The sequence below is a fragment of the Bradyrhizobium sp. 44 genome (genome assembly GCF_023073095.1).
Classification (GTDB): Bacteria; Pseudomonadota; Alphaproteobacteria; order Rhizobiales; family Xanthobacteraceae; genus Bradyrhizobium.
Window position 1 is genome coordinate 1120282 of record NZ_JADPIY010000016.1, and the last position, 26534, is coordinate 1146815.

The following is a 26534-nucleotide window of genomic DNA, read 5'->3' on the forward strand; positions in this document are numbered from 1 at the left end:
TTGTCTCGACCTCCGCGGCGGCTGCGTGTCGCCGCGAAGTCATTGTGCAGTTTCGACGCGGTCGGGTTTGCCGAGCCCCTTGGCCCTCACATCTTCTTATAGGCGTCAACCAGGGCCTGGCCGTCGGCTCCCGCCTTCTTGAGCCAGTCGGCGGTGAGCTGTTCGCCGATCTTCTGGAATCCGGCCTTCAGGGCCGGGCTCGGCGGCTCGACCGTCATGCCCTTGGCCTTGAGCTGATCGATGTACCAGGTGCTCTTGTCCTGCCAGGCCTTCCAGCCGCGGGTTTCCGCGGTCGCTGCGGCCTTGAGGATGGCCTCCTGGGTCGGCTTGTCGAGCGCCTCGAACGCAGCCTTGTTGACGAAAGTGTAGTCCTTCGGGATCCAGGCCTGCACATCATAGAAGTATTTCAGCGACTCCCATGCCTTCGCATCGTAGCCCGTGCCGCCGGACGACATGAAGGAGTTCACGACGCCGGTGGCAAGCGCCTGCGGCAACTCGGCGGCCTGGATGGTGACGGACTGCGCGCCGACCAGCTCGCCAATGCGCGCGGTCCCAACATTATAGGCCCGCCATTTCAGGCCCTTCATGTCTTCGATGGTCGCAAGCGGCTTGCTGACATAGACGCCCTGCGGCGCCCACGGCACGACGAACAGCAGCTTGAGCCCCTGCGCATCGAGCTTCTTCGTAATCAGCGGCTTCGACGCCTGATAGAGCTTCATGGCGTCCGGAAAGCTGGTCGCCAGAAACGGCACCACATCGACCCCGTACACCGGATCCTCGTTCTCGTGGATCGACAGCAAGACTTCGCCCATCTGCGCCTGCCCGGTCATCACCGCGCGCTTGATATCGGGTGCCTTGAACAGCGACGCGCCGGGATGAACCGTGATCTGGAGCTTGCCGGACGTGGCAGCCTCGACGTCCTTGGCGAAAGCAACGAGGTTCTCGGAGTGCGGATTGTCGGCCGGATACGCTGCCGGCAGATTCCATTTGGTCTGAGCCAAAGCGGGTGTCACGGCCAGCACGGCGCCGGCGATCAGGGATGTGCGGAATAAACGAGACATCATCGGGCTTCTCCTCACAGTCAATTTCAAAACGGTACGCTCAGTCTGGGAAGGCGAGCTTGGGCAAGAACATCACGATCTGCGGATATTCCGTGATGATGAACACGGCCGCGAGCAGCAGGACAAAGAACGGGAACGCCGCCCGCGCAACGGTGAAAGTGTCGCGCCCGCTCATGTTCTGGAGCACGAACAGATTGAAACCGACCGGCGGCGTGATCTGCGCCATCTCGACGTGGATGATGAGATAGACCCCGAACCAGACCAGGTCGAGACCGGCCTGCCTGACCATCGGCAGCACGATCACGGCGGTCAGGACGATCATTGAGATGCCGTCGATCAGGCATCCCAGGATGATGTACATGATACTCAGATACAGCGCGAGCATGCCCGGCGTGAGCTGCTGGCCCTGGACCCAGGTGGCAAGCGCCGCCGGAATGCCCGTATAGGCCATCGCTGCGGTCGTGTAGGCTGCGCCCGCCAGGATCAGCATGATCATGCAGGTCAGGCGCGTCGCGCTCATGATGCTTTCGAGGAAGTTCTTGCCCGTCAGCGTGCGGCTCCACCACGCCAGCAGCAGCGCGCCCGAAACGCCCCAGGCGGCGCATTCCGTCGCCGTCGCAAAGCCGAGCACGAGCGAGAGGAAGACCGCCAGGATCAGCAACAGGCAGGGCGCAAGCCTGGCCGACTCCCGCAGCTTCTGGCGGAACGGCATCGGAGGATCGCGCGGCGGAATCTTCTTCGGATTGAGCAGCGACCAGACGATGATGTAGCCGGAATAGAGCACCATCACGAGCACGCCGGGCAGGAAGCCGCCGAGGAACACCTGAAGCACGGAGACATTCGCCGTGACCGCATAGACCACCATCGGGATCGACGGCGGGATCAGCAGGCCGAGCGTACCGGAGCCCGCGAGCGAGCCGAGGCTAAGGCTCTTGTCGTAACCACGCTTGTCCAGTTCGGGCAGCGCGATCTTGCCGATGGTCGCACAGGTCGCCGCCGACGAGCCCGACACCGCCGCGAAGATGCCGCAGCCGATCACGTTGACATGAGTGAGGCGCCCGGGCAGCCACTGCACCCAGGGCGAGAGGCCCCGGAACATTTCTTCCGACAACTTGGTGCGGAAGAGGATTTCGCCCATCCAGATGAACAGCGGCAGCGCGGCCAGCGTCCATGACGAGCTTGCGCTCCATGTCGTGGTCGCAAGCACCGAGCCGAGCGGCAGGCTCGTGGTCAGCGCCATCGCCACGAAGCCGACGAGCCCCAGCGAAACCGCGATCCAGATGCCACTTCCCAGCAGCACGATCATGACGCCGAGCAGAATGAACGACAGTTCAATCATGCCGAGATTGGCCATCGTCAACCTCCGCCGCCCTGTGAGATCCGCTCGATGAATTCGTCCGGGGTCTCGTCCGGCGAGCCCTTCTCGTAGCTCGGCCGGTTGCCGCCGACGACACTGACCATTTCATCAATGAGCGCGATCGAGAGGATCACGAGTCCGCCGGAAAACCCGAGCTGCGGAATCCAGAGCGGAAGCGCGACGACGCCCTGCGCCACGTCGTTGAAGCGCCAGGAATCATAGGTCATCTGCACGGCATGCCGGGTGAAATAGAGGATGAAAGCGGCGGCAATACCGAGGGCCACGACCTCCGCTACCTGCTTGGAGCGCCCATGCAGACGCTCCAGCAGCAGGCCGACCCGGATCATCTCGCCGCGCTTGAAGGTGTGAGCGAGGCCGAGGAATGCCATCGCCGCCATGCACCAGGAGGCGAAATCATCGCCGGCGGGAATGTTGACCGCAAACTGGCGCCCGATCGACATGATCATCATGATTGCAAAGATCGCAACCATGAAGGCGCCGGCGGCGTAGCCCGCACCGAGATAAAGGAGATCCAGCGCGCGTCGCACCGGTCCCCGGCTCGTGACATCGTCCCCTGCCAACGCGATCCCCATCCTCACACGAGGCGATTCAGACAGTCCCGGCGATCGTACGTCGCACGCCGGTCCTGCATGGATATCGCCTCTGCCCAGCGCCCTGTCTTTCAGACGTTAGATCAACATGATGGGGCTAGCGCAAGCAAGCAGTATGCCGGCTCTCGCCGAAATTTCCACCGCAGGTTCAGCGGGTCTCCAGCCGCAGCCCATCATACGCGGGCACCACGCCCGCCGGCAGCGACTGCCGGATCACCTCATAATCGACGTCGGCCGTCATATTGGTGATGACGGCGCGCTTCGGCTTGAAGCGCTCGATCCAGGACAACGCGTCGTTGATGCTGAAATGACTGACATGGCTGGTGTAGCGGAGGCCATCGACGATCCAGAGATCCAGATTTTCCAGTGCGCCCCAGCTCTCGCGCGGGATGTCGTTGAGGTCGGGTGTGTAGGCGGCATCGCCGATGCGATAGCCCAGCGCGGGAATGTTGCCGTGCTGCACCAGGAAGGCGGTCATCGTCACCGCGCCACCCTTTCCCTGGATGGTCTGGCTTTCGCCGGCCTCGATCGACTGCGCCGTCAGGATCGGCGGATAGTCGCTGCCCGCCGGCGAGACGAAGCAATAGGAAAACCGCGACATGATGTCGTTCGCGGTCGTCTGATTGAGATAGGTCGGAATCCGCCGGCGCATGTGCATCACGACCGAACGCAGATCGTCCATGCCGTGGGTCTGATCGGCGTGCTCGTGGGTCAGGAACACTGCATCGATGTGGTCGACATTGGTCGAGAGCAATTGCTCGCGCAGGTCCGGCGAGGTGTCGATCACGATACGCGTGGTGCCCTCGTCCGATGTCTGCTCGACCAGCAGCGAACAGCGGCGACGGCGGTTCTTGGGATTGGTGGGATCGCAGGCACCCCAGCCGAGTGCCGGGCGCGGCACGCCGGCGGAGGAGCCGCAGCCCAGGATCGTCAGCGTCAGCGTCATGCGGCTCCCAGTTCTAAGCTTTCACCCTGGAGAACAGGCGAAAGAAGTTTTCGCTTGTCTGGCGCGAGATCTCGTCAAACGACACGCCGCGTGTTTCGGCGAGCACTTTTGCGACCTCGACCACATAGGCCGGTTCGTTGCGCTTGCCCCGGAACTTGCCGGGCGCAAGGTAGGGCGAGTCTGTTTCAACCAAAATGCGGTCGGACGGCAGTTCGGCCGCAAGCGCGCGCAGGGCCTCGGACTTCTTGAAGGTCAGGATGCCCGTGAAGCCGATATAGAGCCCGAGCGAGACCGCCTTCAGCGCCAGCTCGCGCCCGCCGGTGTAACAATGCAACACGGCGCGAAACGATCCTTTTGCCGTCTCCTCTTCTAGGATACGGCCGCAATCCTGGTCCGCCTCGCGGGTGTGGATTACCAGCGGCAAGCCGGTGGCGCGGGCGGCAGCGATGTGGGCACGAAAGCCCCTCGCCTGCGCCTCCGGCGAGCCGTTGTCGTAGAAATAGTCGAGCCCGGCTTCGCCGAGCGCGACGACCTTGGGGTGCTGCGTCAGCGCAATCAGCTCGTCCGGCGCGATGCCGTCTTCCTCATCGGCGTTATGCGGATGGGTGCCGACCGAGCAATAGACGTCGTCATAGCGCTCGGCGATAGACAAAAGCTGGTTCAGCTTTTTCACCCGAGTCGAAATGGTGACCATGCGGCCGATGCCGGCCGCTCGCGCCCGCGACACGATCCCGTCGAGATCCTCCGCAAAATCCGGAAAATCCAGGTGGCAGTGGCTGTCGACCAGCATGGTGCGAACGCCTTTAGGCTGCCGGCTCGATGTAGCGCGGGAAGGCCGGCGTCGGCGCGGGCAGCGTCGTACCGGGCGCGATGCGCGTTGCACCGCCGAGCGCGGCGAAGTTGCGCTCCCCTTCGGGGATCCCGAGGCTGTTCAGCAGCAATCCCGAGGCCGTCGGCATCGCCGGCTGGGCCAGGATCGCGATCTGGCGCACGACTTCGGCGGTGACGTAGAGCACCGTCCTCTGCCTGACTGGATCGGTCTTGGCGAGCGCCCACGGCGCTTCGCCCGCGAAATAGCGGTTGGCTTCCGCGACCACGGCCCATACGGCGTTGAGCCAGTGATGGATTTGCTGCGTCGCCATCGCTTCGCGGGACGCCGCGAGCATGCCGTCAGCCTGTGACAGGATCGCCTTGTCGTTGTCGCTGAATTCGCCGGGCTCCGGGAGTACGCCGCCGAGCTGCTTAGCGATCATCGACAGCGAGCGCTGCGCGAGGTTGCCGAGATCGTTGGCGAGATCGGCATTGATGCGCGCGACGATGGCCTCGTGATTGTAGTTGCCGTCCTGGCCGAACGGCACTTCGCGCAGAAAGAAATAGCGCATCTGGTCGACGCCGTACTGGTCGGCGAGGTTGAAGGGATCGACCACGTTGCCGACCGACTTCGACATCTTCTCGCCCCTGCTGAACAGGAAGCCGTGGGCATAGACCCGCTTCGGTAGTGGGATCCCGGCCGACAGCAGGAACGCCGGCCAGTACACCGCATGGAAGCGGATGATGTCCTTGCCGATGATGTGCACGTCGGCAGGCCAATAACGCCAGTTTTTGTCGCTCTCGTCGGGGAAGCCGACGCCGGTAATGTAGTTGGTGAGCGCGTCGACCCAGACATACATCACGTGCTCTTCGTCACCGGGCACCTTGACGCCCCAATCGAACGTCGTGCGCGAGATCGAGAGATCGCGCAGGCCGCCCTTGACGAAGCTCACCACCTCGTTCTTGCGGGAGTCGGGGCCGATGAAATTGGGCTGCGTCTCGTAGAGCTTGAGCAGCCTGTCCTGATAGGCCGACAGGCGGAAGAAATAGCTCTTCTCCTCGACCCATTCGACCGGCGTTCCCTGCGGCCCGAGCCGCACCCCGTCGTCGTTCAGGCGCGTCTCGTCCTCGGCGTAATAGGCTTCGTCACGCACGGAGTACCAGCCGGCATAAATGTCGGCATAGATGTCCCCGTTCGCTTCCATGCGTCGCCAGATCTCTTGGCTGGAGCGATGATGCTGCTCCTCGGTGGTGCGGATGAAACGGTCGAACGACACGTTGAGGCGCTCGTCCATCTGCTTGAAACGGCCGGCATTGCGGGCCGCGAGCTCCGAGACGGACATTTTTTCGCTGGCCGCGGTCTGAACCATCTTCTGGCCGTGCTCGTCGGTGCCGGTCAGGAAGAACACGTCCTTGCCGTCGAGTCGTGCGAACCGCGCCAACGTATCGGTCGCGATTGCCTCATAGGCGTGGCCGATGTGAGGACTGCCATTGGGATAGGCGATCGCAGTCGTGATGTAGAAGACGTTGTCGCGCGCGGGGACGGTCACCGGCGTGGTGGCCTGCGGCGTGGCGACGGACTTCGGTGCGCGCGGAGCCTTGGGCTTCGATACATCGGGCTTCACAACTTTCGGCGGCGTGGGGACTGGAGCGGGTCCGGCGGCCACGGCGGGCGCAGCCACCCTCGCCGTCATGGCTATCTTCTTCGCCGGGGCCTTGTTTTTCGCCGACGCCTTGTTTTTTGCCGAAGTCTCGTTCTTCGCCGAAGCCTTGGCTGGCTTTTTGGTCGCTGTCTTCACCGTCTTCTTGGCAACGACCTGCTTCTTCGCTGCCTTCTTTGCCGTCTTCGCGGCGCTCTTCTTCCCGTTTTTTTTGGCAGCCGTCTTTTTGGTCTTCGTGGCTTTCTTGACCTTCTTGGCAGCTTTGCGCGGGAGCGCCTTCACGGCCTTCTTCGCAGATTTCTTGACGGCCTTCGTGGCGGCCTTCTTGCTGCTCTTGCTCTTAGCGGTTTTCTTAGCTCGCGCTGCCACGACGAATTCCTTTACCGGCTTCTCGAAATTTGGAAACGAACCTGCGTTAGTTTATTGTCTTGAGCATGATCCCATTGGAAAACCGCTGCACAGTTTTCCGGATCATGCTCTAGCGCGTTGCGTCCGCCAGCCAGCCGAACACCGAGAAAACCAAGGGCTTTCGCTCCAGATTGTAGGTTTCGGTGTCGCGCGCGGCGCGGACGATCTTTTCCCATACCTCAGCTAGGCGCGCAAGGCGCGGCAGGTTCTGGTTGGCATTGGCCTCGTCGGCGTGCAGGCGTTCCGCGATCCAGCGATCGATGCCGTCGATGAAGGCGGCAAGCGCAACGCGGTCGCTGGTGCCGAGCGATTCGCCGAGCGTGTGCAATTCGCGCGGATCGACCTGCGGCAGTCGCGCCAGCAGCGCGGCCGTACGTTGCTGGAGCTTCAGGGCGTCACCGCCGAGCAGCGTCAGCGCCCGCGCGACGCTGCCCTCGGACGCCTCCGCCGCCTCGCGCAACGCCGGATCATTCGGGTCGAGATCGGCCGCGGTGGCGGCTGCTCCAATCACGTCGTCAGTTGCGAGCGCGCGCAGGCGCAGCTTGCGGCAGCGCGACTGAATTGTGGCGAGCACGCGCGCCGGCGCGTGGCTCACCAGCAGGAACAGCGATTGCTGCGGCGGCTCCTCGAGAATTTTCAGCAGCGCGTTGGCGGCATTTGGATTGAGCTCGTCGACGGTATCGACGATGCAGACGCGCCAGCCTTCGGCCGCCGCGGTCGAGCCGAAGAAACCGATCGTCTCGCGCGTCTCGTCCACGGTGATTACCGTGCGCATCACGCCGCGATCGTTGGCGGTGCGCTCCAGCGTCAGCAGGCCCCCATGCGAGCTCGCTGCAACCTGCCGCGCCACGGCGTTATCAGGATTGATAGCTAGATCTTCGGCGCGCTGCACCGAAAGCGCCAGCGGCTGGCCGTGAGCTAGCACGAAGCGCGCCATCCGATAGGCCAGCGTCGCCTTGCCGATGCCTTGCGGCCCGCCAATTAGCCAGGCATGCGGGATACGCCCGCTGCGATAGGCGGCGAGCAGCGCGGTCTCGGCCTCGCGATGGCCGAACAGAACGCTCGTCTCGCGCGGATGAGAAATGGCGGTTTCGCGCTCGGTCTGACGCGGGCTCATATGGACACCACCGATGCCGGCGTCGGAAGCAGGCGATCACGCAACGCGGTCCAGATGCGTCCGGCAACCGTATCAGGGTCGGAATTGGCGTCGAGCAGCACGCAGCGCGCAGGATCGTCCGCTGCGATCTTGCGATAGGCCTCGCGCAGGCCCTGATGGAAACCGAGCTTCTCGGCCTCGAACCTGTCCGGGGTGCCGCTGCCGCGGCGTGCGGCCGCGCGCTGCAAGCCGATCTCGACCGGCAGATCGAGGATGATGGTGAGGTCCGGCTTGAGATCTCCGATCGTGACCCGCTCCATCGCGTTGATCAGCGCCGCCGGTACGCGGCCGAGGCTGCCCTGATAGGCCCGCGTCGAGTCGGCGAAGCGGTCGCACAGCACCCAGGTGCCCTGGTTGAGCGCGGGCTGGATCACGGTGCGGACATGGTCGTCGCGCGCGGCCGCGAACAGCAACGTCTCGGCCTCGGGTCCGAGCAGTTTGCCCATGCCTGACAGCACCAGATGCCGCATGATCTCGGCGCCCGGCGAGCCGCCCGGTTCGCGCGTGACGAGGATGCGCATCCTGGCTGCCTTGAGACGATCGGCGAGCTTCTTGATCTGGGTCGACTTGCCAGTGCCCTCGCCGCCTTCAAAGGTGACGAAACGCCCGCGTCCGGACGGCCACTTTACCGCGCTTTCACTCATGATCAGAGCTTCTCGGCGCCCGCACGGAACATGCCGATCACGAGCTCGCTGGCGCCGTCGATCGCGCGGCGCACGGTCGAGCCAGTGCCGATCGCGTCTGCGGCATAGACCGGCGTCTCCACCGCGATGTTGCCGCTGCGCCAGACCCTGACCAGCCCGACCTTCTGCCCGGCCTCGACCGGCGCGCGCACCGGGCCGCTATAGACGACGCGCGCGATCAGCTTGTCGCTGCCGTTCTTGTGCACCATCACTTTCACGGGCGTCTTGGCGACCAGTTTCACCGAACGGCTCTCGCCGCCGAACACCTTGGCGTAGCCGACGGGCTGATCGGCCGCGATCAGGGTGCGGGTCTCGAAATTGCGAAAACCCCATTCCAGCATCTTCTTGGCTTCGGTGGCGCGATCTTCGGGGTCTTCCAGCCCGTTGACGACGACGATCAGCCGCGTGCCGTTCTGCACGGCCGAGCCGACCATGCCGTAGCCGCCTTCCTTGGTGTAGCCGGTCTTCAGACCGTCGGCGCCTTCCATGGAATTGAGCAACGGATTGCGGTTGGGCTGGCGGATCTTGTTCCAGGTGTATTCCTTCTCGCCGAACAGTTTATAGAATTCGGGGAAATCGAGAATGATGTGCCGGGCGAGGATGCCGAGCTCGCGCACCGTCATCTTGTTGGCGGGGTCGGGCAAGCCGTTGGAATTGCCGAAGGTCGACTTCGTCAGGCCAAGCTCGCGGGCGCGCTTGGTCATGAAGTCGGCGGCGAAAATCCGCTCGTTGCCCGCCATGGCTTCGGCGAGCGCAATGCAGGCGTCGTTGCCGCTCTGGATGATCGCCCCGTGCAGGAGATCGTCGACGGTGACCTTGCTGTTGATCGCGGCGAACATGGTCGAGCCGCCGGAGGGCGCGCCGCCCCGGCGCCAGGCGTTCTCACTGATCCGGTATTCGTCGGTCAGCTTGATGTCGCCCTTCTTGATGGCGTTGAAGACGACCTCGGCGGTCATCAGCTTCATCATGCTCGAGGGCGCACGCAGTTCGTCGGCGTTCTTCTCGAACAGCACGCTGCCGCTGGACGCCTCGATCAGGATCGCGGTCGGGGCGTCGCCGTCGAAGCCGGCATCATCTGTTTTCTTGGCGCCCTGAACGCTCTGGTTGGCGGCGTAGAGCGCCCCGCCCCAGCCGATGGCCGCCACCACAGCCGTCGCGATCAGCCCGCGCGCCAGCGCTCCGGCGATGAACCGGGTGCGCCCCAACGAGGAAAGATGAAATTCCATGGCCAAGCCCTGAGAGCGGCGTTCTAACAGTTGGAGCGGGTGCGAACAACACGGGGTGGCCGCTTGTCCCGAGATTGCACGATTCTCGTCCCGCCCCTATCGTGGCACCTCAGATTTTCTGACCAAACCCCTGAAACAAGGCGGAAAAGCGATGTCATCCACCCGCGTAATCAAGGCCAATGGCATCGACCTGTTCATCCGCGAAGCCGGTCAGGGGCCGCTGGTGGTGCTATGCCACGGCTGGCCGGAACTCTCCTACTCCTGGCGCCACCAGATCCTGGCGCTGGCGCAGGCCGGCTTTCGCGTCGTCGCCCCCGACATGCGCGGCTACGGCCAAAGCTCAGCGCCGCCCGAGGCGACGGCCTATTCGATCTTCGACACGGTCGGTGACGTCGTCGGCCTCGTGCAGGCACTTGGCGAGACCAAGGCGATGGTGGTCGGCCACGATTGGGGTGCTCCGGTGGCCTGGCACGCGGCGCTGTTCCGGCCCGACATCTTCACGGCTGTCGCTGGCCTGAGCGTGCCGCCGCCCTTCCGCGGCCGCGGCAAGCCGCTCGACCTCCTGCGCCAGGGCGGCATCAGCAATTTCTATTGGCAGTATTTCCAGGCGCCCGGCATTGCCGAGGCCGAGTTCGAGCACGACGTCGCGCGCACCATGCGCATCGTGCTCGGCGGGCGGGGCCTTGCCGATCCCTCCGCGGCAATGTTCGTGCAGGAGGGCAAGGGCTTCCTCGGCTACGGCAACCCGGAGGAGCCTCTGCCAGCCTGGCTCAGCGAGACTGACCTTGCCTATTTCACTGAAGCCTTCCGCAAATCCGGTTTTCGTGGCGGGCTGAACTGGTATCGCAACCTCGACCGCAATTGGGAGCTGACGGCGCCCTGGCAGGATGCGCAGATCCACCAGCCCTCGCTCTTCATTGCCGGTTCGAAAGACGCCGTTATCACCGGCCTGATCGGAGCCAAGCGCGTCAACGAGCTCGAGCGCGTGCTGCCCAATCTGACGCGAAAGCTGATCATCGACGGCGCCGGCCATTGGGTCCAGCAGGAGCGGCCCGAGGAGGTGAATGCGGCGCTGGTGAAGTTCTTGAAGGAAAGCGCGGCTCAGTAGAGGCCGCGGCCGCTCAGGATGCCGCGGGCCTCAGCAGCCCCGTCCGAGGCGTAGGCGCCGGACGGCGCGCTCTCGGTCGCATAGCGTCCGTCACCATCATAGGACACGGCGCGGGCGTTCTGGAGCGCCCGGCCCCGGTTACGGCTCGAGGCCGACATTTCCGAGGTCGCACTGAGTGAAGCCATGTCGGCGGAGGTGTTGCCGAGATTGTAGGGCCGTCCCTCCGGCGTCGGAACTTCGCCGCGCATGGCACCGCGGTTCGACGACGGCAGCTCCGGCACGAAGGGTCTCGCGGAGGCGACCCGGACCATCGAAGGCGACGGCGCCGGGGTCCCGGTGCGCAAGGTCGCCATCAGCTGGCGGTCGTCGGAACCTTCCAGCGGCGCCCGCCCGACATATTCGACACGAACCTTGGCGATGCCATTGCCTTTGAATTCAAGCAGTTCGGCGGCCTTGTTCGAGACGTCGATGAGCCGGTTGCCGTGGTAGGGCCCGCGGTCATTGACGCGGACGATCAGCGACTTGCCGTTCGAGACGTTGGTGACCCGCGCATAGGACGGCATCGGCAGGGTCGGATGCGCCGCGGTCAGCGAGCCCATGTCGAACACTTCGCCATTGGCGGTCAGGCGGCCGTGGAAATCGTCGCCGTACCAGGAGGCCATGCCCTCGGCGCGGTAGTTGACGTCCTCTTCGGGCACATAGGTCCGGCCGCCCACCACGTAGGGCTTGCCGACGCGGTAAGCGCCGCCGCCCTTCGGCACCGGATCGCCCAAAGCCACCACCCGGGGGCTCGAGGACACGCCGTATTTCGGATCGACCCGGCTGGCGAATTTGTTGGAGGAGGCGCAATTGGCGAGCGCAAGGCAGGTCGCGGCCATCGCAGCAGCGCGCGCGACCCGCAAAACCGAATCTGACCGACGGATCCCCATTCGCCCCAAATACCATTTCGCCGGAGGCGTACCTAACCCGCTTTGGCTACGGGGCAGCGCTATCCGGTCCTTTGCTCCGAGGCGGCCCACCACCGCGTCGGAAGTGGTAACGATAACGCAACCCGAACACGGCGGAAATGGGGAGCCCACAGCGTTCACGCCGGGATGGTAAACGGGGCGTATGCGTTCGCCCCGTTGAACTACGGGGCGCGGGCGCCCTGCTCTGTGCCGTGGCCGGACATTCTGTTGCGCCAAATCCTCACTCCACCCCCATTGTCGCGCCGCTCACTGGAATTCTTTTGACTGTGCAAGGCCGCCCGCGTTTTCTCGCGTGCAGGGCGGAATGGAATAAGACGATGATCGAGACGGTTTCGGCACTGATGGGTTTGGTAAGCGCGGGGATCTTCCTGGCCCATGCGTTTGAAGGTTACCGCACGAGGGCCTGAGGCACTCGCGCGGGCGGCTAGCATCACCCTTTCAAGACGGCGCGTTCGGACATTTTTAAGCGATCCGATCGAGCATCGCAGACGAGAGCGGCAGGTGTCTCATGCGCAACCATGACCTCGTATCCGATGGCTTCCTGGCATTGACCGCCGGTGGTTTGGTCCTGCTGTGCTCCAGCCTCGTGGCATTGGCCTTCGCCTGAGCACCCGGCATTTCCCGAAAAAATACGCTTAGCGCAGTCCAAGCAGCGATCGCCGGTAGAGGCTGTCACGGGCTTCGCTCAGGCAGACGAAGCTGCCGTCAAATCCCTGGGCGTACCGCTTCTGGCCTTTGCCGTAGTAGACGCCTTTGCTGAAATCGAGCCAGACGACCCGGTCGTGCGGGCAATGACGCTGCGCCTGCGCCTCGTAGCGAAATGGCGTCAGCGGCGTGGCCGATACCTCAGCGCCGCTGCAGCCGACCAGGATCGCAGTAGCGAGCGCGACCGCGCCGGGCGATGTGCCGAAGCTGCTCCAAAATACTCCTCCGCAAGACACCACCCGCCTCCCGATCCCAGCCGTCGAGGGCCGGCTTGCTTCACTTGTCCGCTTCGAGTTGCTGCAACGCCTGGTGCAAGCATTCCTGAAGCTTGGCTGCGACCTGGTCGCGCGCGACGCCTTTGGCGGCGAGATCGCCTGCCACCTTGTCGAGGATCTCGCCCATCGACTGGTTCTCCAGATGGTCCGTCACCAAGGCCGTCGCGTAGCTGGCCACGGCATCGCCGCTGAGGCCGAGTTGGGTTGCAGCCCAGAGCCCGAGCAGCTTGTTGGACCGGGCCGTGGCCTTGAACATGAGCTCCTCGTCGTGGACGAATTTGGCCTCGAAGCCCTGCTCGCGCTTGTCGAACGTGGTCATGGTCAGCTCCAATGTCGTTTTCGCTGATCGGGATCGGACTGGCTGGAAGCGAACGTCTCCGTGGTTCACGTCAGGGTCATCTGAAGCTTCCAGCGGAAGCCAAGCGCCGTCAAGCCCGCTCGGCTGCGCCCACCGGGCGTCTGCAGGGCACCGAACAGCTCTACGCCAGCCAGCTCAGCTAGGGAGGGATGTTTACTATTTGTTAAGCAGACTCAGCGCCGCATGGCCCGGGGACATCGAGAGCTGACGCATGAACAAAGAACTGCGGGAGTTTCGACGGCTTGAACGGGTCTGCCTGGAGCAGGCAGCCCTCTCCACCATGGACCTCGCGCGAGGCGGGTTGCTCAAGGTCGCTGACGATTGTCGCGTCGCAGCCGAAGCGATCGAGGCACAATCGCCTCGTAGACCTTTCGCAAGTGCCGTCCAAGCGCTGAAGCAGGTGTTGAGCGTGACGCGCGTCCCGCACCGGCACTGAGGCCAGCGCTCGCGGGCGAGGACAGCTTTGACGGGGCGACCGCGTGCGGTCAGCCCTTGGCCTCCGTCTGCTCACGTGCCAACCTTTCGGCTCTCAGCCGTTCCTTGTTGGCATAAAACGCCTTCTGCGCCGCTTCGTGATCGCGCATGGCTTTTTCGGCTTCGATACGGCGTGTCGCATCGCGCGCCTGCCGCTGCTCGGGGGTCAAGGGCTTGCGCCGGTAGGAAATGTCTTCCGTCATGGCCAGATAACGCGGGGGTGAGGAAAGAGTTCCTCATGGTCACGCTGAGCGGCACTGCGGGCCGACTTCACAATGTGCGAAAACAACCCCATGCACAGTAGCCAAGTCCTTCTGCAGACAGCACTTTTTTATCGCGCTTGCGATGCGTTTGACCCCGCAGGGATCTCGATGTCTGCAAGAACAGGCAAGTGGTCTGAATAGGCCCTCGCCCCCTCGTCGGTCCAAACCTTCCCGATCCGGCTGTCGGAGGTTGCATAGATCCGGTCGAGCCGTAGAAGGGGCAAATGCGACGGGAAAGTTCGCAGCCGCGTCCGGTTTGGGCAGGTCTGCGCGAGCACGCGCCGCACCGATTTGATCCAGAACCAATCGTTGAAATCCCCGAGGACGACGGTCCTTCCAGGCTTCGCTAGCCTCACCAGCGCCTGAGCCTGCGCATGGCGCTCGTAGATACTCAAGCCGAGATGCGTGGCCACCACGCGGACATCGCCAACCGGCGTCAGCAGTCCCGCTGCAATCGCCCTGCGCGGCTCGCGCTCACGATACGACACGTCGACGATCTCGGGCGGGCCGGAGAATGGAAACCGGCTCAGGAGCGTTTGGCCGTATTCGCCATCCGCCGTGACGATCGACTTGGCGTGAACACCGTGATCGCCGACGACACTCGCCAGCTTCGCAAACGGATCGTCTGATCGCGATCGCGAATCCACCTCCTGAAGCGCGACGACATCGGGAGCCCATTTGCGAATGATCGAACAGATTCCCTCGAGATCGAACTTCGGATTGAGATTGAAAGTGCCATGCACATTCCACGTCATGAAGCGCATCGGCGCCATCATCGCCTCCCGGCGAGCCAGGTCGCGACGAATTGCGCGCCTGCGCAGATCGCGAGCCAGCCCAGGAACGCCAGTGCGAGCAGCACTATGTTGAGCCAGGACGCATTCCTGGCGAGATCAGCGATCTGGGCACCCAGAACTGCCATGGCGAGAATGCCGGGCGTCATGCCGAGCAGCGTTCCGACCAGGAAGTCACGCAGAGGCAGCGTGCTCGCGCCAGCCACGACATTCACCACCGAGAACGGCGCGATCGGAATCATCCGGATGACGACGACAGCCAGAATGCCCTTGCCGACCACACGTTCCTGGATGCGCGCGGTACGTCGTCCGAGCAAACGCTGCAGGCGTTCGCGGCCGAGTGCCCGTCCGATCGCAAACAGGATAAAGGCGCTGAGCACGACGCCCGTCATCGCGGTGACGAAGCCTAGCCAGGGTCCAAGTGCGGCGGCAGTTGCCGCAATGAGCACGAGAACCGGAAACACGACCAACCCGCCGACGACGAAAGCCGCTATCGCGAATGGCGGCCCCCAGACGGACTGCGAATAGGCAGACAGAAGCGTCGACATCCGGCCCGCGTCGGCGAAATCACTCAAGGACGTGTACGACCAGGCCATCGCCAGTCCAAGAAGCGCCACGGCTATCGAGACCATCCCGATGATCGTCTTCGTGCTCCACATGCGCGATGCCGCGCGCTCCAGATGTAGAGGCCGCTCGGGGTCCGCCACGGGCTGAACCATCGTGGCCAGAGCGCTGGTCAGCACGGAAGATTCCACGTCCCGCAGCGCCTTCGTCGCACCTGCCCTAGAGACGTCGTCCAGGAGCGCAAAAAGACGATCGTCGTTTTGCGCAACCGTCTGTTCATCGAGACCGCAGAAATGGGCGATCAGGCGACGGCGGACCGAGGCGATGAAATTCCGATGCTCGTCTGAGGCGGCTTCAAAGATTAGGTCGCATTCGCTGTCGGCGCCCATCGATCGATTGTTCAAATTGGCCGAACCGATCCTCAGGATCCGGTCGTCGACGATCATGAGCTTGCTGTGCACCATCACGGCCGCTTCCGTGTCCCCATTCCCCGACACCGGATAGACGAAGCGGATGCGATCGGCGACGCCGGCCGAACTGAAGCAGTCGATGAAGGCGCCCCGGCCGTTCTGCATGGCCTGGGATTCCAACCATGAGGAATGCAATTTTGGCGTGACGACCACAACCCGAAGCGAAGGCACGCGCAGCATCTGCTCCGCCAATTCGCGCGCGATCCTGGTGGCGCTGGTGAACTGGTTCTCGATGTACACGAAGCTCGTCGCGGACCGGATCGCTGCGATCAACGAGCGTTCCACCTCCCTGATTGTCGAACCTGCCGGACAAACCACCTCGGTCCTGGCGATACCCACCGGCATATGCCGGGCCTCGACCGGCACATTCGCTGGCCAGCGCAAGCTTTTCAGCGGGCGCCGATCATCAATCTGTTGGCCCGCCGCGCGCCAGCGTTGCTCCACGAGGTCGAACAGCCACGCCGCCGCATCCCTGTCGACCACGCATTGAACATCATGAAACGGCAAATATGGCTTGCCCTGGGGATCGCAGCGCAAGGCGTGATCGGCGCTATGATCACTTGTGTCCCAGCGCCTGATCGTCAGATCGAGCCCGCCGACGAACGCCAGTGAACCATCGACACAGACGATCTTCTGGTGTTGGGCCGAACCAAATGGAAGTGTGGAATCCAGGTGAAACCGGACGCGGCTGTCGGTGTCGGCGCTGAATTTGGCCGCGGAATTCCATTCCCTCTCGGAAGCGTAGAACGAGACGAAGTCCCAGACGAGAATGTTGATCCGCAAGGTGGGACACCGTTGGACCAGCGCGCGCAGCAATGGGCCGAGCTGTTCCGGCAAACCATCATCCGCTCGCCCGGACTCTCCGACCAGCCTGGTTTCACTATGGATATCCCAACCGACGATATAGACGAGATCCTGCGCCTGCAGCAGGGCCTCGCGCAGGGCCGCGAAATACGCGGCAGCATCGTTCAGAACCGCCACACGCTGCGCCTCGCACCGCCGCCAGACGGTGTCGCCGGGGATCAGGGTCGATGAGCTCTGAAGCAGGTCAACCTCGCCATTCGCATTCGCGTCTAAACGCACCGAACGCGCGAGGGGTTCCTTGTCGTCATGGCCACGATTCGCGTGCGGCCTGCCCGCATGCTGAGCCACGGCGCCGACCCGCACGATTGCCGCTACTTGGTTCGGACCGCCTTTGCACCTGCGCCCTTCAAGGCGTCCGCGATCTTCTCGGGCGCATCGCCGTGAAAATCCACGGAAACCTCGATCCGGCCTTCCAGTTTCTGATGCCCCTCCGGCGCGGGCGCGGCCTTGGCGTCAGGACCGGCCGGGCGTGTCCCCGACGTGTTCGCGTCGCCGACCGGCTGTACGAAGACGTCCGTTCGCGGCACGCCGCATTCCTGCACGACATGCTCAACCGCAAGCTCGGCGCCGCGGCGCGTGTCGAATTCTCCGATGATCGTACTTTCCAAGGGCGCCCTCCGTGGCTGGACCAGCGTGCGAACAACTGGTCAGCGAGGGCCAGGTTCCTGAACGCGCGGGCGTTTAGAACCGAACGATCCCAAACATGAACAGCAGCGCGAGAGTGATCAACCCGGAGACCAGCAGCGAGCCGAGACATCCCAATCGGTTCGAGAAAAAGAAGAACATGCCTCGCCCGTCCCATAGCTTCGTGCCTGGCTAAGTTCTCCCATTCGACAGTGTTCCTGGAGACGTTTTTGGACGCGCGAGCAAGAACAGATCCAAGAACCAATCATCGAGCGGAACGTTATGTCCGCGATGTCAGACGCTTTTGATTATTTCCGGGCGCATGCGGTCCGAGCCCTTTGCAAGGCCCGGGCGATGCCGCGCGGACGCATGAAACATCTGCAAACCGTCGTGGCCCGGATCTACCACCTGCTGACCAAGGAGGCCGCGTACGGGCCGAACCTGCAGCATATGGACGACTTCCGCGCAGCCCAGAAGCTCGAGAAGTCGATCGACTGAACTGCGATGACGGCGAAGCTGCACGCCCTCCCCGACGCGTTCAGCGTCCTTTGGGGGTGGTCCCCGACTGCGACTTGCCAAGCCCGGGATTGATGGCGAGCGACGCGCCGGCGGCGCCACCGGCTTCATAGGCCGTCATCGACACCATCCGGCTGGCGCTACGCTGGGTCCGCATCTTCAGGTCGAGCTTGTCGAACTCCGCATCGACCACCGACGTCTTGAGAACCACCAGCCCGCGGCCGGTGCTTTCGTTGACCTGATCGCGACCGGCCTTGATCGCGACCAGCTTGTCCGCGATCGACGCCACCATCCCGAGCGCGAAGGAGGCATTGGCCAGATGCCGCTCCTGGTGCCGGAACCTGCCGTAGTCGACCGAGGTCTTGAAGCGGCCAAGGTCAGCGCGCACGGCACCGTCGATCAATTCGGCCAGATAATGCGCGACCTCGACATCCGCGCCGAGACCGAAGAACACATAGCGGTTGTCGCCGGCCGCGTTCTTCTCGCGCCAGACCCGACAATCGCAGAAATGAGCGATCGCGCCGACGCAGTCGTCCAGCGGAATGCGCTTCTTGCGAAAAGTCTCGTAGACCCTCCGCTCGCACGACGACGCGCGCAGTTCGACGTCGGAGAGCGACAGATCATGTCGATCCAGCAGCTCGGCGACCTTGGCGGCCGCAGACATTGCCTCGTCCTCGGTGCAGCCATTGGCGATCGTCTTGGAACGCAACGCCTGAATGCGGAGCTTCAGCTTGTCGAGGGAGGCCGGAGCGGAGGTCTGATTCACCGATCACCTGTCCGGGTAAACCCGACGGATAGAACCGGTCGGATAGACCGGCGGAAGGGGTGTCCCGTCAAACTTACTGAACTTGCTCGACGTTTCCGCCAGCGCCGCGAGCTATCTACGGTCCTATCCCCAGTGAATTTCGCAGCCTCACGACCGTAGTTTTCGGCCATCTCGAGCTGCGCGCCGGCCTCGCCGGGCACCCTGCTCTCCTCCGCCAGATCGCGACATAGTCGCTCCATTGCCGCGAGCTCTTCGATGTCGTGCTGATGTTGCCCCATGGGCGCCGATCTGACTCCGGCGCCCATGTTCCGTCAAGCTTTAGTCAGCGTCAATTCAGCGTCTTCGGCTTGGTCGTCGCGATCAGCTTCACTCCCCGCGACCGCTAAGATATGCGCCACGATCGACGCGATGGTGCGTGGTAACGTCAAGACGATCGCGGCAGCAGCCGAACCGGCCGGTCTGTCCCGCGAACACCCGTCCCGCGAGCTCGGCAGGCCGCACATCGCCAAGCTCTTGGAAGAGAAGGTCGTGCGGAATCTGGCATTGAGCAGCGCTCGCGCCGGTGCCACAAAAATAGATATCCGGGCGAGCGCCAACGATATGGTGAGAGACCGGGCGAGTTCGTGGCTTCTCGAGTTGGCCGGTCATTCTCCTAATCCTGCAGCGGGCAATCACCGCGGCGGCGGTCCGCGAGCGGGCTGGACAATCGATTTGTCCGAGCCAACTCAGCCGGCCCTGGTGATCGTCGTCAACCATCCGCCACCGCCGGCCCCGAAAGCCGATCAGACGGGCGTTGTGATCGACGCCACGCCGAACCCAAGCTGATCGATCGAGCACCGGCACCGCATTCGCTCAATCCTGCGCACAAGAGGCTCCAATGCCCGGTTGACGACACAGTAAGCAACAACTACAAAGCACGCTTTTCTGGTTGAAGAAAATTGCATGCATACCAACATCATTTCTACACGCACCGATGCTCGACGTGCGCGTACTGTACTGGCTGCTTGGACTGTTGTCGTTGTCGTGCCAGCCGTGTTCATCCTGAAGCTGCTAGGCCTTGCGCTATATGCAATCCCCGACTCCGATGATTTTTGTTTCTTTCATGCGAACGATCGTGATGGCATCTTCGGATCGGTGTCGGTCTTCTACAGCTCCGTCATAGGGCGCATCACGCCGTTGCTTCTGATGCAGCTTCCTGCCGTCCTACGCACCTCGACAGGCATAGATCTTTTCATTTGCTATGTCCTGATCATCTTTGCTTTCATGGTCGCGTTTGTTGCGGCGATGATATTTCTTGCGCGACGGATCCACCCGGACACAACTCCCTTGCAGCAGATTGCGCTCGGGCTGGCCTTCGCGGCTGTGCTCGCGAGCGAGGCTCCGAGCCTGCACCAAATGTTCTATTGGTTACCAGGTGTTGCCTGTTACATCGTTCCTGCGGCGATCGTCGTTTTGGTGTTTGCTGAGCTCATAAACGCGACGGAAGATGGGGTGCATCTCTCGCGCGCATCGACTGCGCTGATGGCGTTCGGTGGTTTAGTCGCGGCAATGTGCAATGAGTTCACGGCGGTTTGGCTAATAGGTGTCGTCTCCTGCTCGCTGTTGGCTCGCTGGGTGTTCGGCCAGCGTCTCCAGGTCAATGCACATGTGTGGATTGGTCTCGCAACCGTCGCCGGCCTCGCCGTCGTGTTGTCGGCGCCTGGTAACTCCGTGCGCATGAGTCAGTTTCCGATGGCGCGTGACTTTTCCAACTCGCTGAAGGAGGCGTTTCTTTTCGGCTTGGTTGGGCTGGGACGCCTATTCAGAGAGCCCGCGACGGCGACGTGGCTTCTGTTCGTTGTGTTGGCCACAACTGCATTGCCACAGCCGAATTACGTGAGCTCGAGAAACAGAAAGTTTTTAGCCGTAGGCGTCGCGCTCATTGGTCTGGGCGGCGCATATTTCGGATATTTCGTGCACCAGTATGCCACGGGTATCCGTCTTGTTGAGAGGGCGCAGAATGAGGTGCTGGTCTTTATACTGTTCAGCCTGACGATGAGCGCCGCGCTTTTTGCCCGAGCATATCGCGACCAAATTGGCAAGCTGGTCAGCGCGTTACCTTTGTCCTCATCAGGCATGGGTTTTGCCGTGCCTTTGATATTCGGCGCCAGCTTGGCAATAGCGTTGCACTACAGCAAGGTCGGCATGCAGATTCGGTCGGAGGGAGACGGCTCTAGCGTCTTCTGGCTCGAGAGCATGGAACGTCATGCGCGCCTCACCCTGTCTCCCGAGCAAAGGCTAGTGGTCGCGCAGCACACGGCGCACCCGACCACGTTGATGAGCAGCGATGTGACCGACAACCCCGGCCGGCTCCCGAACGACTGCATCGCGCGCTTCTATCAAAAGGAGAGCATCGTAGCGGGGTCCGGGGGTACGCCTAGCGTGCAACGTGCCGACTAGCCGAGCCGATCGGGCACCGCGAGCATGGCGTTCTCGGAAAATTCGCCGCCGTCCGGGTTGGTGAAGATGAGTTCGCCCTGGGCGGTCACGGCGATCACGGCTCGAACTGAGGAGAACACTTGCGAACCCGCAAGTATAGCGCTCCGGAGCTGACCTTTGATTTCACTGTGAATTCCGAACAGTTGCGAACAATGGAGAACGCCATACTGGCGGAAGGGGTGACCGTAGCTTTGCGGTGTCACGCGAAGTCATCAGCGATCACGAACGCCCCTACCCTTTTGATTGTCCACAACTTTAGACAATCACAAGCACTCATGAGCAATCGGGGTGCAAACGTAGTGGTGAACTCGGATTGGTGAGCGCCTAGCGTGGCGATTAACCAGCGGAGACGCCATCCCATGCACCAAACCATTCGAAAGGGCCTGACGGTCCGTACAATACACGCCCTTGTCCAAGCCGCAAAGCCCGGCATGTGGTCTCACGAAAACGGGCTCTGCCTCGCAGTCGCCAAGAGCGGATCAGCCTTTTGGGCGCTTCGCTACTCCACCAGGACCGGCAAACGCCGATTGATGACGCTCGAAACATACGAGCCGATCGACGTTGCCAAGCTGAAAGCCCTCGAATGGAAGGCCGCTGAACATCGCAAGCAAATTAAGGCAGGTCACGATCCTTTAGAACAACGGAGCTTCTCCACGACCAAAGCGATCGCCAAGCGAGCCGGCGACGAAACATTTGAAGATGTCGCGCGGGAGTACATTGCTCAGCACAAAGACGGTTGGAAAAACGCCAAGCACCATCAGCAATGGGAAAATACCCTCGCCACCTACGCTTACCCGATCATCGGCAAAATGCTCCCTCATGAAATCAGCACCGACGACGTCCTGAACGTAATTCGACAGGATCACGCTCGAAAAGGAAGCAATGGGACGCTTTGGGCCAACGCCCGCGAAACAGCATCACGTGTGAGAAGCCGAATTGAGATCATCATCGCAGCGGCAAAAGCAAAAGGTCTATCCAACCGAGACGCACGCGAGCGCTGGGTCAATCACCACAATCCCGCGCAATGGCAAGATAACCTTGAACATTGGCTGAACGGCAAGCAATCCAAGGCGCATTTCGAGGCTATGGATTGGAAGGACGCGCCAGCGTTCGTGCGCGCCCTGCAAGAAAAGCCCGATTATTCCGCCAAAGCCTTGGCGCTAACCATCCTATGTGCCGTTCGCACCAATGAAACGATCAACGCAACTTGGCCTGAATTTGATCTCGATAACGCGATATGGACGATCCCGGGCGAACGTATGAAGGCTGGCGTCGAACATCGCGTCCCCTTATCGAACGCAGCCGTTAATCTGCTCAACAGCCTACACCGTATCGATGGCAATCCTTACGTCTTTCCAGGCGCGAAACGCAATCAACCGTTATCCAACATGGCAATGCTCGAAATGTTGCGCGGAATGCGCGCCGGTATCACCGTTCACGGCTTTCGATCGACATTCCGAGATTGGACCAGCGAAACCACACTGCATCCCGACACGATTGCCGAAATGGCGCTTGCTCACACTATCAAGGACAAGACCCAAAAGGCCTATCGGCGTGGTGACGCCCTCGAACGCCGAAAGGACCTCATGCAGCAATGGAGCGACTATCTTTTGATGGGTGCCGGAGTCTATAGCCAAAAATGGCAACGGTTACTGGCTTAACTGTAGTCGAAAATCCGGACTTTGGTATCCATCGCCGTTGGCGCGACTGCGGCTCCGACACCGGCAATGCCGGTAATCATAGGCATTGCCGTCAAAAAACGATTATCTCGCACGCGGCACCCACCGCGCGGCTGATGGCACGCCGCTCACTTCAAACCCGCGCATCGTATCGCAACGATTTGGTCACCAGCTTCAATGCGCGGCAATCTTCGCAAACCGCTTCTCGTCGATCAAAGTCGGAGGTCAACCCCAAAGCGGCACAAACGGGGTTGATCTGCTGGCGCGGATAAATGTCGGCAAGCTTTGCAACACAGTCGTCGCAATAGGCCTTCGGGGTTTCGCTTCGCAGAAACGCGTATATCTTTTCCGGGTTCGTCATGGCGACCAAAGCTAAGTTATCGCAATCGCCCCGTCTAGGTCACCAACCGCCCCTCTTTTCACGACTTGGCAGACCACGGCGGATACGGGGCATCTTCTGCTTCGTCCCAGACGACCTGGACAACCGTGACTGGAGTACCCTTGGGTATGTTTTTGCTGATAGCATCGATCGCCGCTTGCGCTGTCGGATGCATGTACCCGCTAAGGTAACGGTGCCCCTCCTGGTCGGCGAAGACATGGGAATAGCCGACGTAGCTGCGGAATTTTGACACAGGCGCGCTCCCTTTGTTTCGTTGTCGAGGCATCTAGCGCCATTCGATCTCCCACGTCCACTCGCTCAGATGACGCGACCCAGGCTGTCGAACGAACTCGGACAACATCTCAGCATTCTAATGTGGGTCAAAGCTGATCGCGAATCCACAGCTAAACACTCGTGATTGCTGCTTCTCGCTCAAGATGACTCTTGACGAACAAATCCGTTTACCTAGTGTCATGCTGTGCTGTGAGCGCGTCGGATGACGCCCACGGCGTGGACCGGATGGTCCAAGCCGCTTGGAACGGCGTACAGGTCCGGATGGCCCTCTAACCGCTGGTGGCGAGCGGTGCTCGCGGCGCGGATGCCCGCACTCCCCAGAAGCCCCAGAAATAGCGGAGAGAGGCATTCCCATGCCCAGCACCATTCTGACCGTTCCCCAGATTTGCGAGCGCCTGACGATCTCTGAGCCCACCCTGCGCCGTTACAGCAAGTCCAATCCCGATTTCCCGCGCAAAGTGAAGCTCGGGCCACGCCGCGTCGGATATCTCGCCGATGACGTCGAGCGCTACATAGCATCCCGAACGGTCACGCCAGCAGCCGCCTAGCATGATTGGCCAACTAATTCGGTGAGCGGCACCAAATCCGCAAATGGCTTCAACGAAACGGGCGGAGGGTTGCTCCGCCCTACCCTAAAGAATGCCCGACGCGCTGATTAGAGCGAGCCGGGCAACAAGGAACACCGGAATGATTGATTTAGCGCAGCCCATCGCACTGCGCAACGCACCCTCGTCGCTAGATTACGCGAGATGGCTGGCGTCGCTTGGCGTCAACGTTTTCCCGCTGAATCCAGCTACGAAGCGTCCATTCGCCAACGCTGATGTTGCGGCAGTTCTAGGACGGCCTGCGCCGGTCCAGGGCGAAGGCGGTTTAAAGTTGGCGACAAGCGACGCCGCCGTGATTGGCGCCTGGTGGACGGCTTGGCCGTCCGCTCTGCTAGGTATCCGAACGGGCAGTGTTTCCGGCCTGTACGTTCTGGATGTGGACCGCAAGAATGACAAAGACGGTTTTGCAACAATCCACGCAAACAACTGGATCATTCCCAACACCGTCGCGACGCAAACGCCATCGGGGGGCGGACACTACTACTTCTCCATTCCGCGCGGTGACCCGCCGGTTTGGTCCGTACTCCGGCCCGGTGATGTTTGAAATCGTCACGACGCTTGGCACGATAAGCTACAGCATCGACAAACCGACGATGAATTACGCAACTCAACTCGGCAATATCGAATCTATTTCCGCAGCCTTCACCCTGCATGAATTCGACAACGGCAAAGTCTTTAGGCACGAAGGCAACAACAACATCACCGTGATCGTTTCGAACGATTTGCCGCCCGGTTTCAACGTCGGTTTCATTCAAAACTCGACGGGAACCATCACCATCGCATCAGCGTCCGGCGCAAATAAGCGTGCTGGTGGCAGCGCAACGTCCGCCCAATATCAATCCGGTTCGCTTGTAGTCTTTGCAAACACGGACCGATGCGACGGCTGAATACAAGACCGGCGGCGACTTCGCCTAAACACTTCACCTAACCCACACCTAAAAGGATAACGGAACAATGCCGATGCACGCTTCTTACACTGCTAACTCTACTGAAAACCTTGCCACCATTACCGATAGCGCTGGCGCGTCTGCCATTGCTGTTATGCCGAACGGCATCATGCCGGGGACTGCTGTTGGTCGAGCGATGGCGGACCTTTCGGCAGCCACTGAGAGCTTCATTGGCGTCGTGCAACGTAACGCCGCCCAATTGCTCCCGGCTGTTCTCACAGCTGCTATTCGGACGTCAGCCGCGTCCACACTGGGCAAGCCCTTCCGCTCGCTCACCGTGGCCGGACAGAACGAGACACAAGCACAGAGTGCCGCACTGGTGCGGGCGACGGCGGTCGATCCTGCCACTCCCGCTAACGCAGCGCTCCGTCAGCGCGCTTTAGACCTATACAGCCGTGCGCAAAGTGCTGCGGAACGGATGAGCTTGATCAATAATTTCTCATACGAACAGCTTGCCGGCCTAATCGCCGCTGGCATCCAAAACGAGTTGCCTGATGACAGGAAGGAGATGCTGCTTCATCGCTATCAAGTCTTGCGTTTCGTCGAAACGGCTGGAATTCAATCCGATTATTCGCTGAAGCCCACCGTCGAAAATCCGACCGCTACAGGGCCGGACGTCGATGCAGCGATCCGAGCTGCTGAAACAGCGACCGACAAATTTGAGACGCGCAAGGATGATCTCGCTGCAATCGACACGGCGCTGCAATCCACCGCTCGCTTGGTGGCCCTGGCCTGCAAAATGAGCATCGCGGACGCGTACAACATGCTGAGCGGTCAGCAACAGTGAGCAGCAAAGGACCGCAGGGATTGCCCGGCTTGGTTATCTTAGAAACCAAGCCGGAAATATCCGCGAGCGAGCTATCGGCTATGCTGAACCGCTCGCGTGCCGCCCTGCACGCATGGCGAAAGAAATTCAACTTTCCGCGTCCTATTCGTTCACATGGTCGGACCACCATAACGCCAGTTCGCGACGTTGCGGCATGGCTGACGAGACACAATGTGCAGGTGAAATGGGTTTGACGGCAATGAACTTGAAACCAATACCTATCGTAGCGCCGGTTCGCGCGGATGCTCCGCGTAATTTATCGTCAGATGGACAAACCTACCACGATCCTGGCGGCAGGTTCGCCCTCGGGAATCCGGGCCGTCCATTTGGCGCAAAGGGCAAACACAACCGTGAAATGCTTCGTCAGGTCAAGGAGCTTGCGCCGAAAGCGTTTCAGAAATTATGCAGCGCACTCGACAATGGTGAGCGATGGTCAGTCGAGTACATTTTGGATCGAGTATTGCCGCAGTCACGCACTGTCGAATTTGAGGGTGCAACGGCGGCCGACGTAAAGGCAGCGCTACAGAATGGTGATATCAGCACCGCCGAAGCGAAGGAGATGAGCGGAACGCTAGCAAAATTGGCAGAGATCAGCGAAATCACCGAAATGCGCAACCGTCTATCTGAACTTGAAAAGCTATTGCAGCAGCCGGGCAAATAG

The 26534-nt window shown here is 61.8% G+C and carries 31 protein-coding genes; 11 read left to right on the forward strand and 20 right to left on the reverse strand.

The annotated features are described in order from the left end of the window. Positions 1–86: 86 nt before the first annotated feature. The 9 genes from IVB41_RS21905 to IVB41_RS21945 form a co-directional block, all read right to left on the reverse strand. The gene (locus tag IVB41_RS21905; protein WP_247434701.1) at positions 87–1064 is read right to left on the reverse strand and encodes a TRAP transporter substrate-binding protein; all 978 of its coding nucleotides are present in this window, start codon (positions 1062–1064) and stop codon (positions 87–89) included. A gap of 37 nt (positions 1065–1101) precedes the next feature. Further along, a complete protein-coding gene (locus tag IVB41_RS21910) occupies positions 1102–2415 on the reverse strand; it encodes a TRAP transporter large permease (RefSeq protein ID WP_247434703.1) in 1314 nt (437 codons plus the stop codon). Positions 2416–2417: 2 nt separating this feature from the next. Further along, a complete protein-coding gene (locus tag IVB41_RS21915) occupies positions 2418–3011 on the reverse strand; it encodes a TRAP transporter small permease (protein ID WP_247434706.1) in 594 nt (197 codons plus the stop codon). Positions 3012–3177: 166 nt separating this feature from the next. Further along, complete coding sequence (locus IVB41_RS21920; protein WP_247359305.1) at positions 3178–3975, reverse strand: MBL fold metallo-hydrolase; 798 nt, start codon at positions 3973–3975, stop codon at positions 3178–3180. Positions 3976–3988: 13 nt separating this feature from the next. Then, positions 3989–4765, reverse strand: coding sequence for a TatD family hydrolase (locus IVB41_RS21925; RefSeq protein WP_027566946.1), 777 nt, complete (start codon positions 4763–4765; stop codon positions 3989–3991). 13 nt (positions 4766–4778) lie between these two features. Further along, positions 4779–6815, reverse strand: coding sequence for a methionine--tRNA ligase (metG, locus tag IVB41_RS21930; RefSeq protein ID WP_247434709.1), 2037 nt, complete (start codon positions 6813–6815; stop codon positions 4779–4781). 109 nt (positions 6816–6924) lie between these two features. After that, on the reverse strand, positions 6925–7971 hold the full coding sequence (locus IVB41_RS21935) for a DNA polymerase III subunit delta' (protein WP_247434712.1): 1047 nt from the start codon (positions 7969–7971) through the stop codon (positions 6925–6927). Continuing rightward, positions 7968–8654: a dTMP kinase gene (tmk, locus tag IVB41_RS21940; RefSeq protein WP_247434714.1), complete on the reverse strand. Its 687-nt coding sequence runs from the start codon at positions 8652–8654 to the stop codon at positions 7968–7970. The genes IVB41_RS21935 and tmk overlap by 4 nt, the downstream gene beginning before the upstream one ends. Positions 8655–8656: 2 nt before the next feature. Continuing rightward, positions 8657–9919: a D-alanyl-D-alanine carboxypeptidase family protein gene (locus IVB41_RS21945; protein ID WP_027566950.1), complete on the reverse strand. Its 1263-nt coding sequence runs from the start codon at positions 9917–9919 to the stop codon at positions 8657–8659. 151 nt (positions 9920–10070) lie between these two features. Between IVB41_RS21945 and IVB41_RS21950 the strand changes: the two genes are divergently transcribed. Beyond that, a complete protein-coding gene (locus IVB41_RS21950; RefSeq protein WP_247434717.1) occupies positions 10071–11027 on the forward strand; it encodes an alpha/beta fold hydrolase in 957 nt (318 codons plus the stop codon). Here IVB41_RS21950 and IVB41_RS21955 read toward each other — a convergent pair. From IVB41_RS21955 to IVB41_RS21965, 3 genes are all read right to left on the reverse strand, one after another. Beyond that, positions 11021–11956, reverse strand: coding sequence for a septal ring lytic transglycosylase RlpA family protein (locus IVB41_RS21955; protein ID WP_081747816.1), 936 nt, complete (start codon positions 11954–11956; stop codon positions 11021–11023). The two genes, IVB41_RS21950 and IVB41_RS21955, sit on opposite strands and share 7 nt — an antisense overlap. A gap of 674 nt (positions 11957–12630) precedes the next feature. Further along, entirely contained in the window at positions 12631–12936 is a 306-nt protein-coding gene (locus IVB41_RS21960; protein WP_247434721.1) for a hypothetical protein, read from the reverse strand. A 40-nt stretch (positions 12937–12976) separates the two neighbouring features. Beyond that, entirely contained in the window at positions 12977–13294 is a 318-nt protein-coding gene (locus IVB41_RS21965) for a DUF1476 domain-containing protein (RefSeq protein WP_247398033.1), read from the reverse strand. A 250-nt stretch (positions 13295–13544) separates the two neighbouring features. On the opposite strand from IVB41_RS21965, the gene IVB41_RS21970 reads away from it, so the two are divergent. After that, the gene (locus tag IVB41_RS21970; protein WP_247434724.1) at positions 13545–13769 is read left to right on the forward strand and encodes a hypothetical protein; all 225 of its coding nucleotides are present in this window, start codon (positions 13545–13547) and stop codon (positions 13767–13769) included. A 49-nt stretch (positions 13770–13818) separates the two neighbouring features. Here IVB41_RS21970 and IVB41_RS21975 read toward each other — a convergent pair whose 3' ends face one another. From IVB41_RS21975 to IVB41_RS21990, 4 genes are all read right to left on the reverse strand, one after another. Continuing rightward, positions 13819–14010 carry a hypothetical protein gene (locus IVB41_RS21975; protein ID WP_007591059.1) on the reverse strand — a complete coding sequence of 64 codons (192 nt, stop codon included), beginning with the start codon at positions 14008–14010 and terminating at the stop codon, positions 13819–13821. A 128-nt stretch (positions 14011–14138) separates the two neighbouring features. Then, positions 14139–14846 carry an endonuclease/exonuclease/phosphatase family protein gene (locus IVB41_RS21980; protein WP_247434727.1) on the reverse strand — a complete coding sequence of 236 codons (708 nt, stop codon included), beginning with the start codon at positions 14844–14846 and terminating at the stop codon, positions 14139–14141. Continuing rightward, on the reverse strand, positions 14843–17062 hold the full coding sequence (locus IVB41_RS21985) for a VTT domain-containing protein (protein ID WP_247434730.1): 2220 nt from the start codon (positions 17060–17062) through the stop codon (positions 14843–14845). Before IVB41_RS21985 ends, IVB41_RS21980 begins: the two co-directional genes overlap by 4 nt. A gap of 8 nt (positions 17063–17070) precedes the next feature. Next, entirely contained in the window at positions 17071–17367 is a 297-nt protein-coding gene (locus IVB41_RS21990) for a hypothetical protein (RefSeq protein ID WP_247359313.1), read from the reverse strand. A gap of 307 nt (positions 17368–17674) precedes the next feature. Here IVB41_RS21990 and IVB41_RS35810 point away from each other — a divergent pair, with 307 nt between their 5' ends. Continuing rightward, positions 17675–17881, forward strand: a complete 207-nt coding sequence (locus IVB41_RS35810; RefSeq protein WP_007591053.1) for a hypothetical protein — start codon at positions 17675–17677, stop codon at positions 17879–17881. A gap of 40 nt (positions 17882–17921) precedes the next feature. Here the strand turns inward: IVB41_RS35810 and IVB41_RS21995 are convergent, their stop codons facing one another. Beyond that, entirely contained in the window at positions 17922–18665 is a 744-nt protein-coding gene (locus tag IVB41_RS21995) for a DUF2786 domain-containing protein (RefSeq protein WP_247434733.1), read from the reverse strand. A gap of 276 nt (positions 18666–18941) precedes the next feature. Here IVB41_RS21995 and IVB41_RS22000 point away from each other — a divergent pair, with 276 nt between their 5' ends. Both IVB41_RS22000 and IVB41_RS22005 read left to right on the forward strand, forming a co-directional pair. After that, positions 18942–19490 (forward strand): hypothetical protein, encoded by a 549-nt coding sequence (locus tag IVB41_RS22000; protein WP_247434736.1) that lies wholly within the window; start codon positions 18942–18944, stop codon positions 19488–19490. A gap of 117 nt (positions 19491–19607) precedes the next feature. Then, complete coding sequence (locus IVB41_RS22005) at positions 19608–21104, forward strand: DUF6056 family protein (protein WP_247434742.1); 1497 nt, start codon at positions 19608–19610, stop codon at positions 21102–21104. Here IVB41_RS22005 and IVB41_RS35655 read toward each other — a convergent pair. Further along, positions 21101–21223 (reverse strand): hypothetical protein, encoded by a 123-nt coding sequence (locus tag IVB41_RS35655; RefSeq protein WP_256464241.1) that lies wholly within the window; start codon positions 21221–21223, stop codon positions 21101–21103. The two genes, IVB41_RS22005 and IVB41_RS35655, sit on opposite strands and share 4 nt — an antisense overlap. A 279-nt stretch (positions 21224–21502) precedes the next feature. Here IVB41_RS35655 and IVB41_RS22010 point away from each other — a divergent pair, with 279 nt between their 5' ends. Then, positions 21503–22804 (forward strand): site-specific integrase, encoded by a 1302-nt coding sequence (locus IVB41_RS22010; protein ID WP_247434746.1) that lies wholly within the window; start codon positions 21503–21505, stop codon positions 22802–22804. Between the two features lie 151 nt (positions 22805–22955). Here IVB41_RS22010 and IVB41_RS22015 read toward each other — a convergent pair whose 3' ends face one another. Both IVB41_RS22015 and IVB41_RS22020 read right to left on the reverse strand, forming a co-directional pair. Further along, a complete protein-coding gene (locus IVB41_RS22015) occupies positions 22956–23183 on the reverse strand; it encodes a hypothetical protein (RefSeq protein WP_247434749.1) in 228 nt (75 codons plus the stop codon). 58 nt (positions 23184–23241) lie between these two features. After that, positions 23242–23454, reverse strand: coding sequence for a hypothetical protein (locus IVB41_RS22020; RefSeq protein ID WP_247434752.1), 213 nt, complete (start codon positions 23452–23454; stop codon positions 23242–23244). 394 nt (positions 23455–23848) lie between these two features. Between IVB41_RS22020 and IVB41_RS22025 the strand changes: the two genes are divergently transcribed. From IVB41_RS22025 to IVB41_RS22045, 5 genes are all read left to right on the forward strand, one after another. After that, complete coding sequence (locus tag IVB41_RS22025) at positions 23849–24043, forward strand: AlpA family transcriptional regulator (RefSeq protein ID WP_247434755.1); 195 nt, start codon at positions 23849–23851, stop codon at positions 24041–24043. Positions 24044–24182: 139 nt separating this feature from the next. Further along, positions 24183–24644 carry a bifunctional DNA primase/polymerase gene (locus IVB41_RS22030; protein WP_247434758.1) on the forward strand — a complete coding sequence of 154 codons (462 nt, stop codon included), beginning with the start codon at positions 24183–24185 and terminating at the stop codon, positions 24642–24644. Beyond that, positions 24637–24987 (forward strand): hypothetical protein, encoded by a 351-nt coding sequence (locus IVB41_RS22035; protein ID WP_247434761.1) that lies wholly within the window; start codon positions 24637–24639, stop codon positions 24985–24987. Before IVB41_RS22030 ends, IVB41_RS22035 begins: the two co-directional genes overlap by 8 nt. Positions 24988–25054: 67 nt before the next feature. Next, positions 25055–25834, forward strand: a complete 780-nt coding sequence (locus tag IVB41_RS22040) for a hypothetical protein (protein ID WP_247434765.1) — start codon at positions 25055–25057, stop codon at positions 25832–25834. A gap of 193 nt (positions 25835–26027) precedes the next feature. Next, positions 26028–26534 (forward strand): hypothetical protein, encoded by a 507-nt coding sequence (locus IVB41_RS22045; protein WP_247434769.1) that lies wholly within the window; start codon positions 26028–26030, stop codon positions 26532–26534.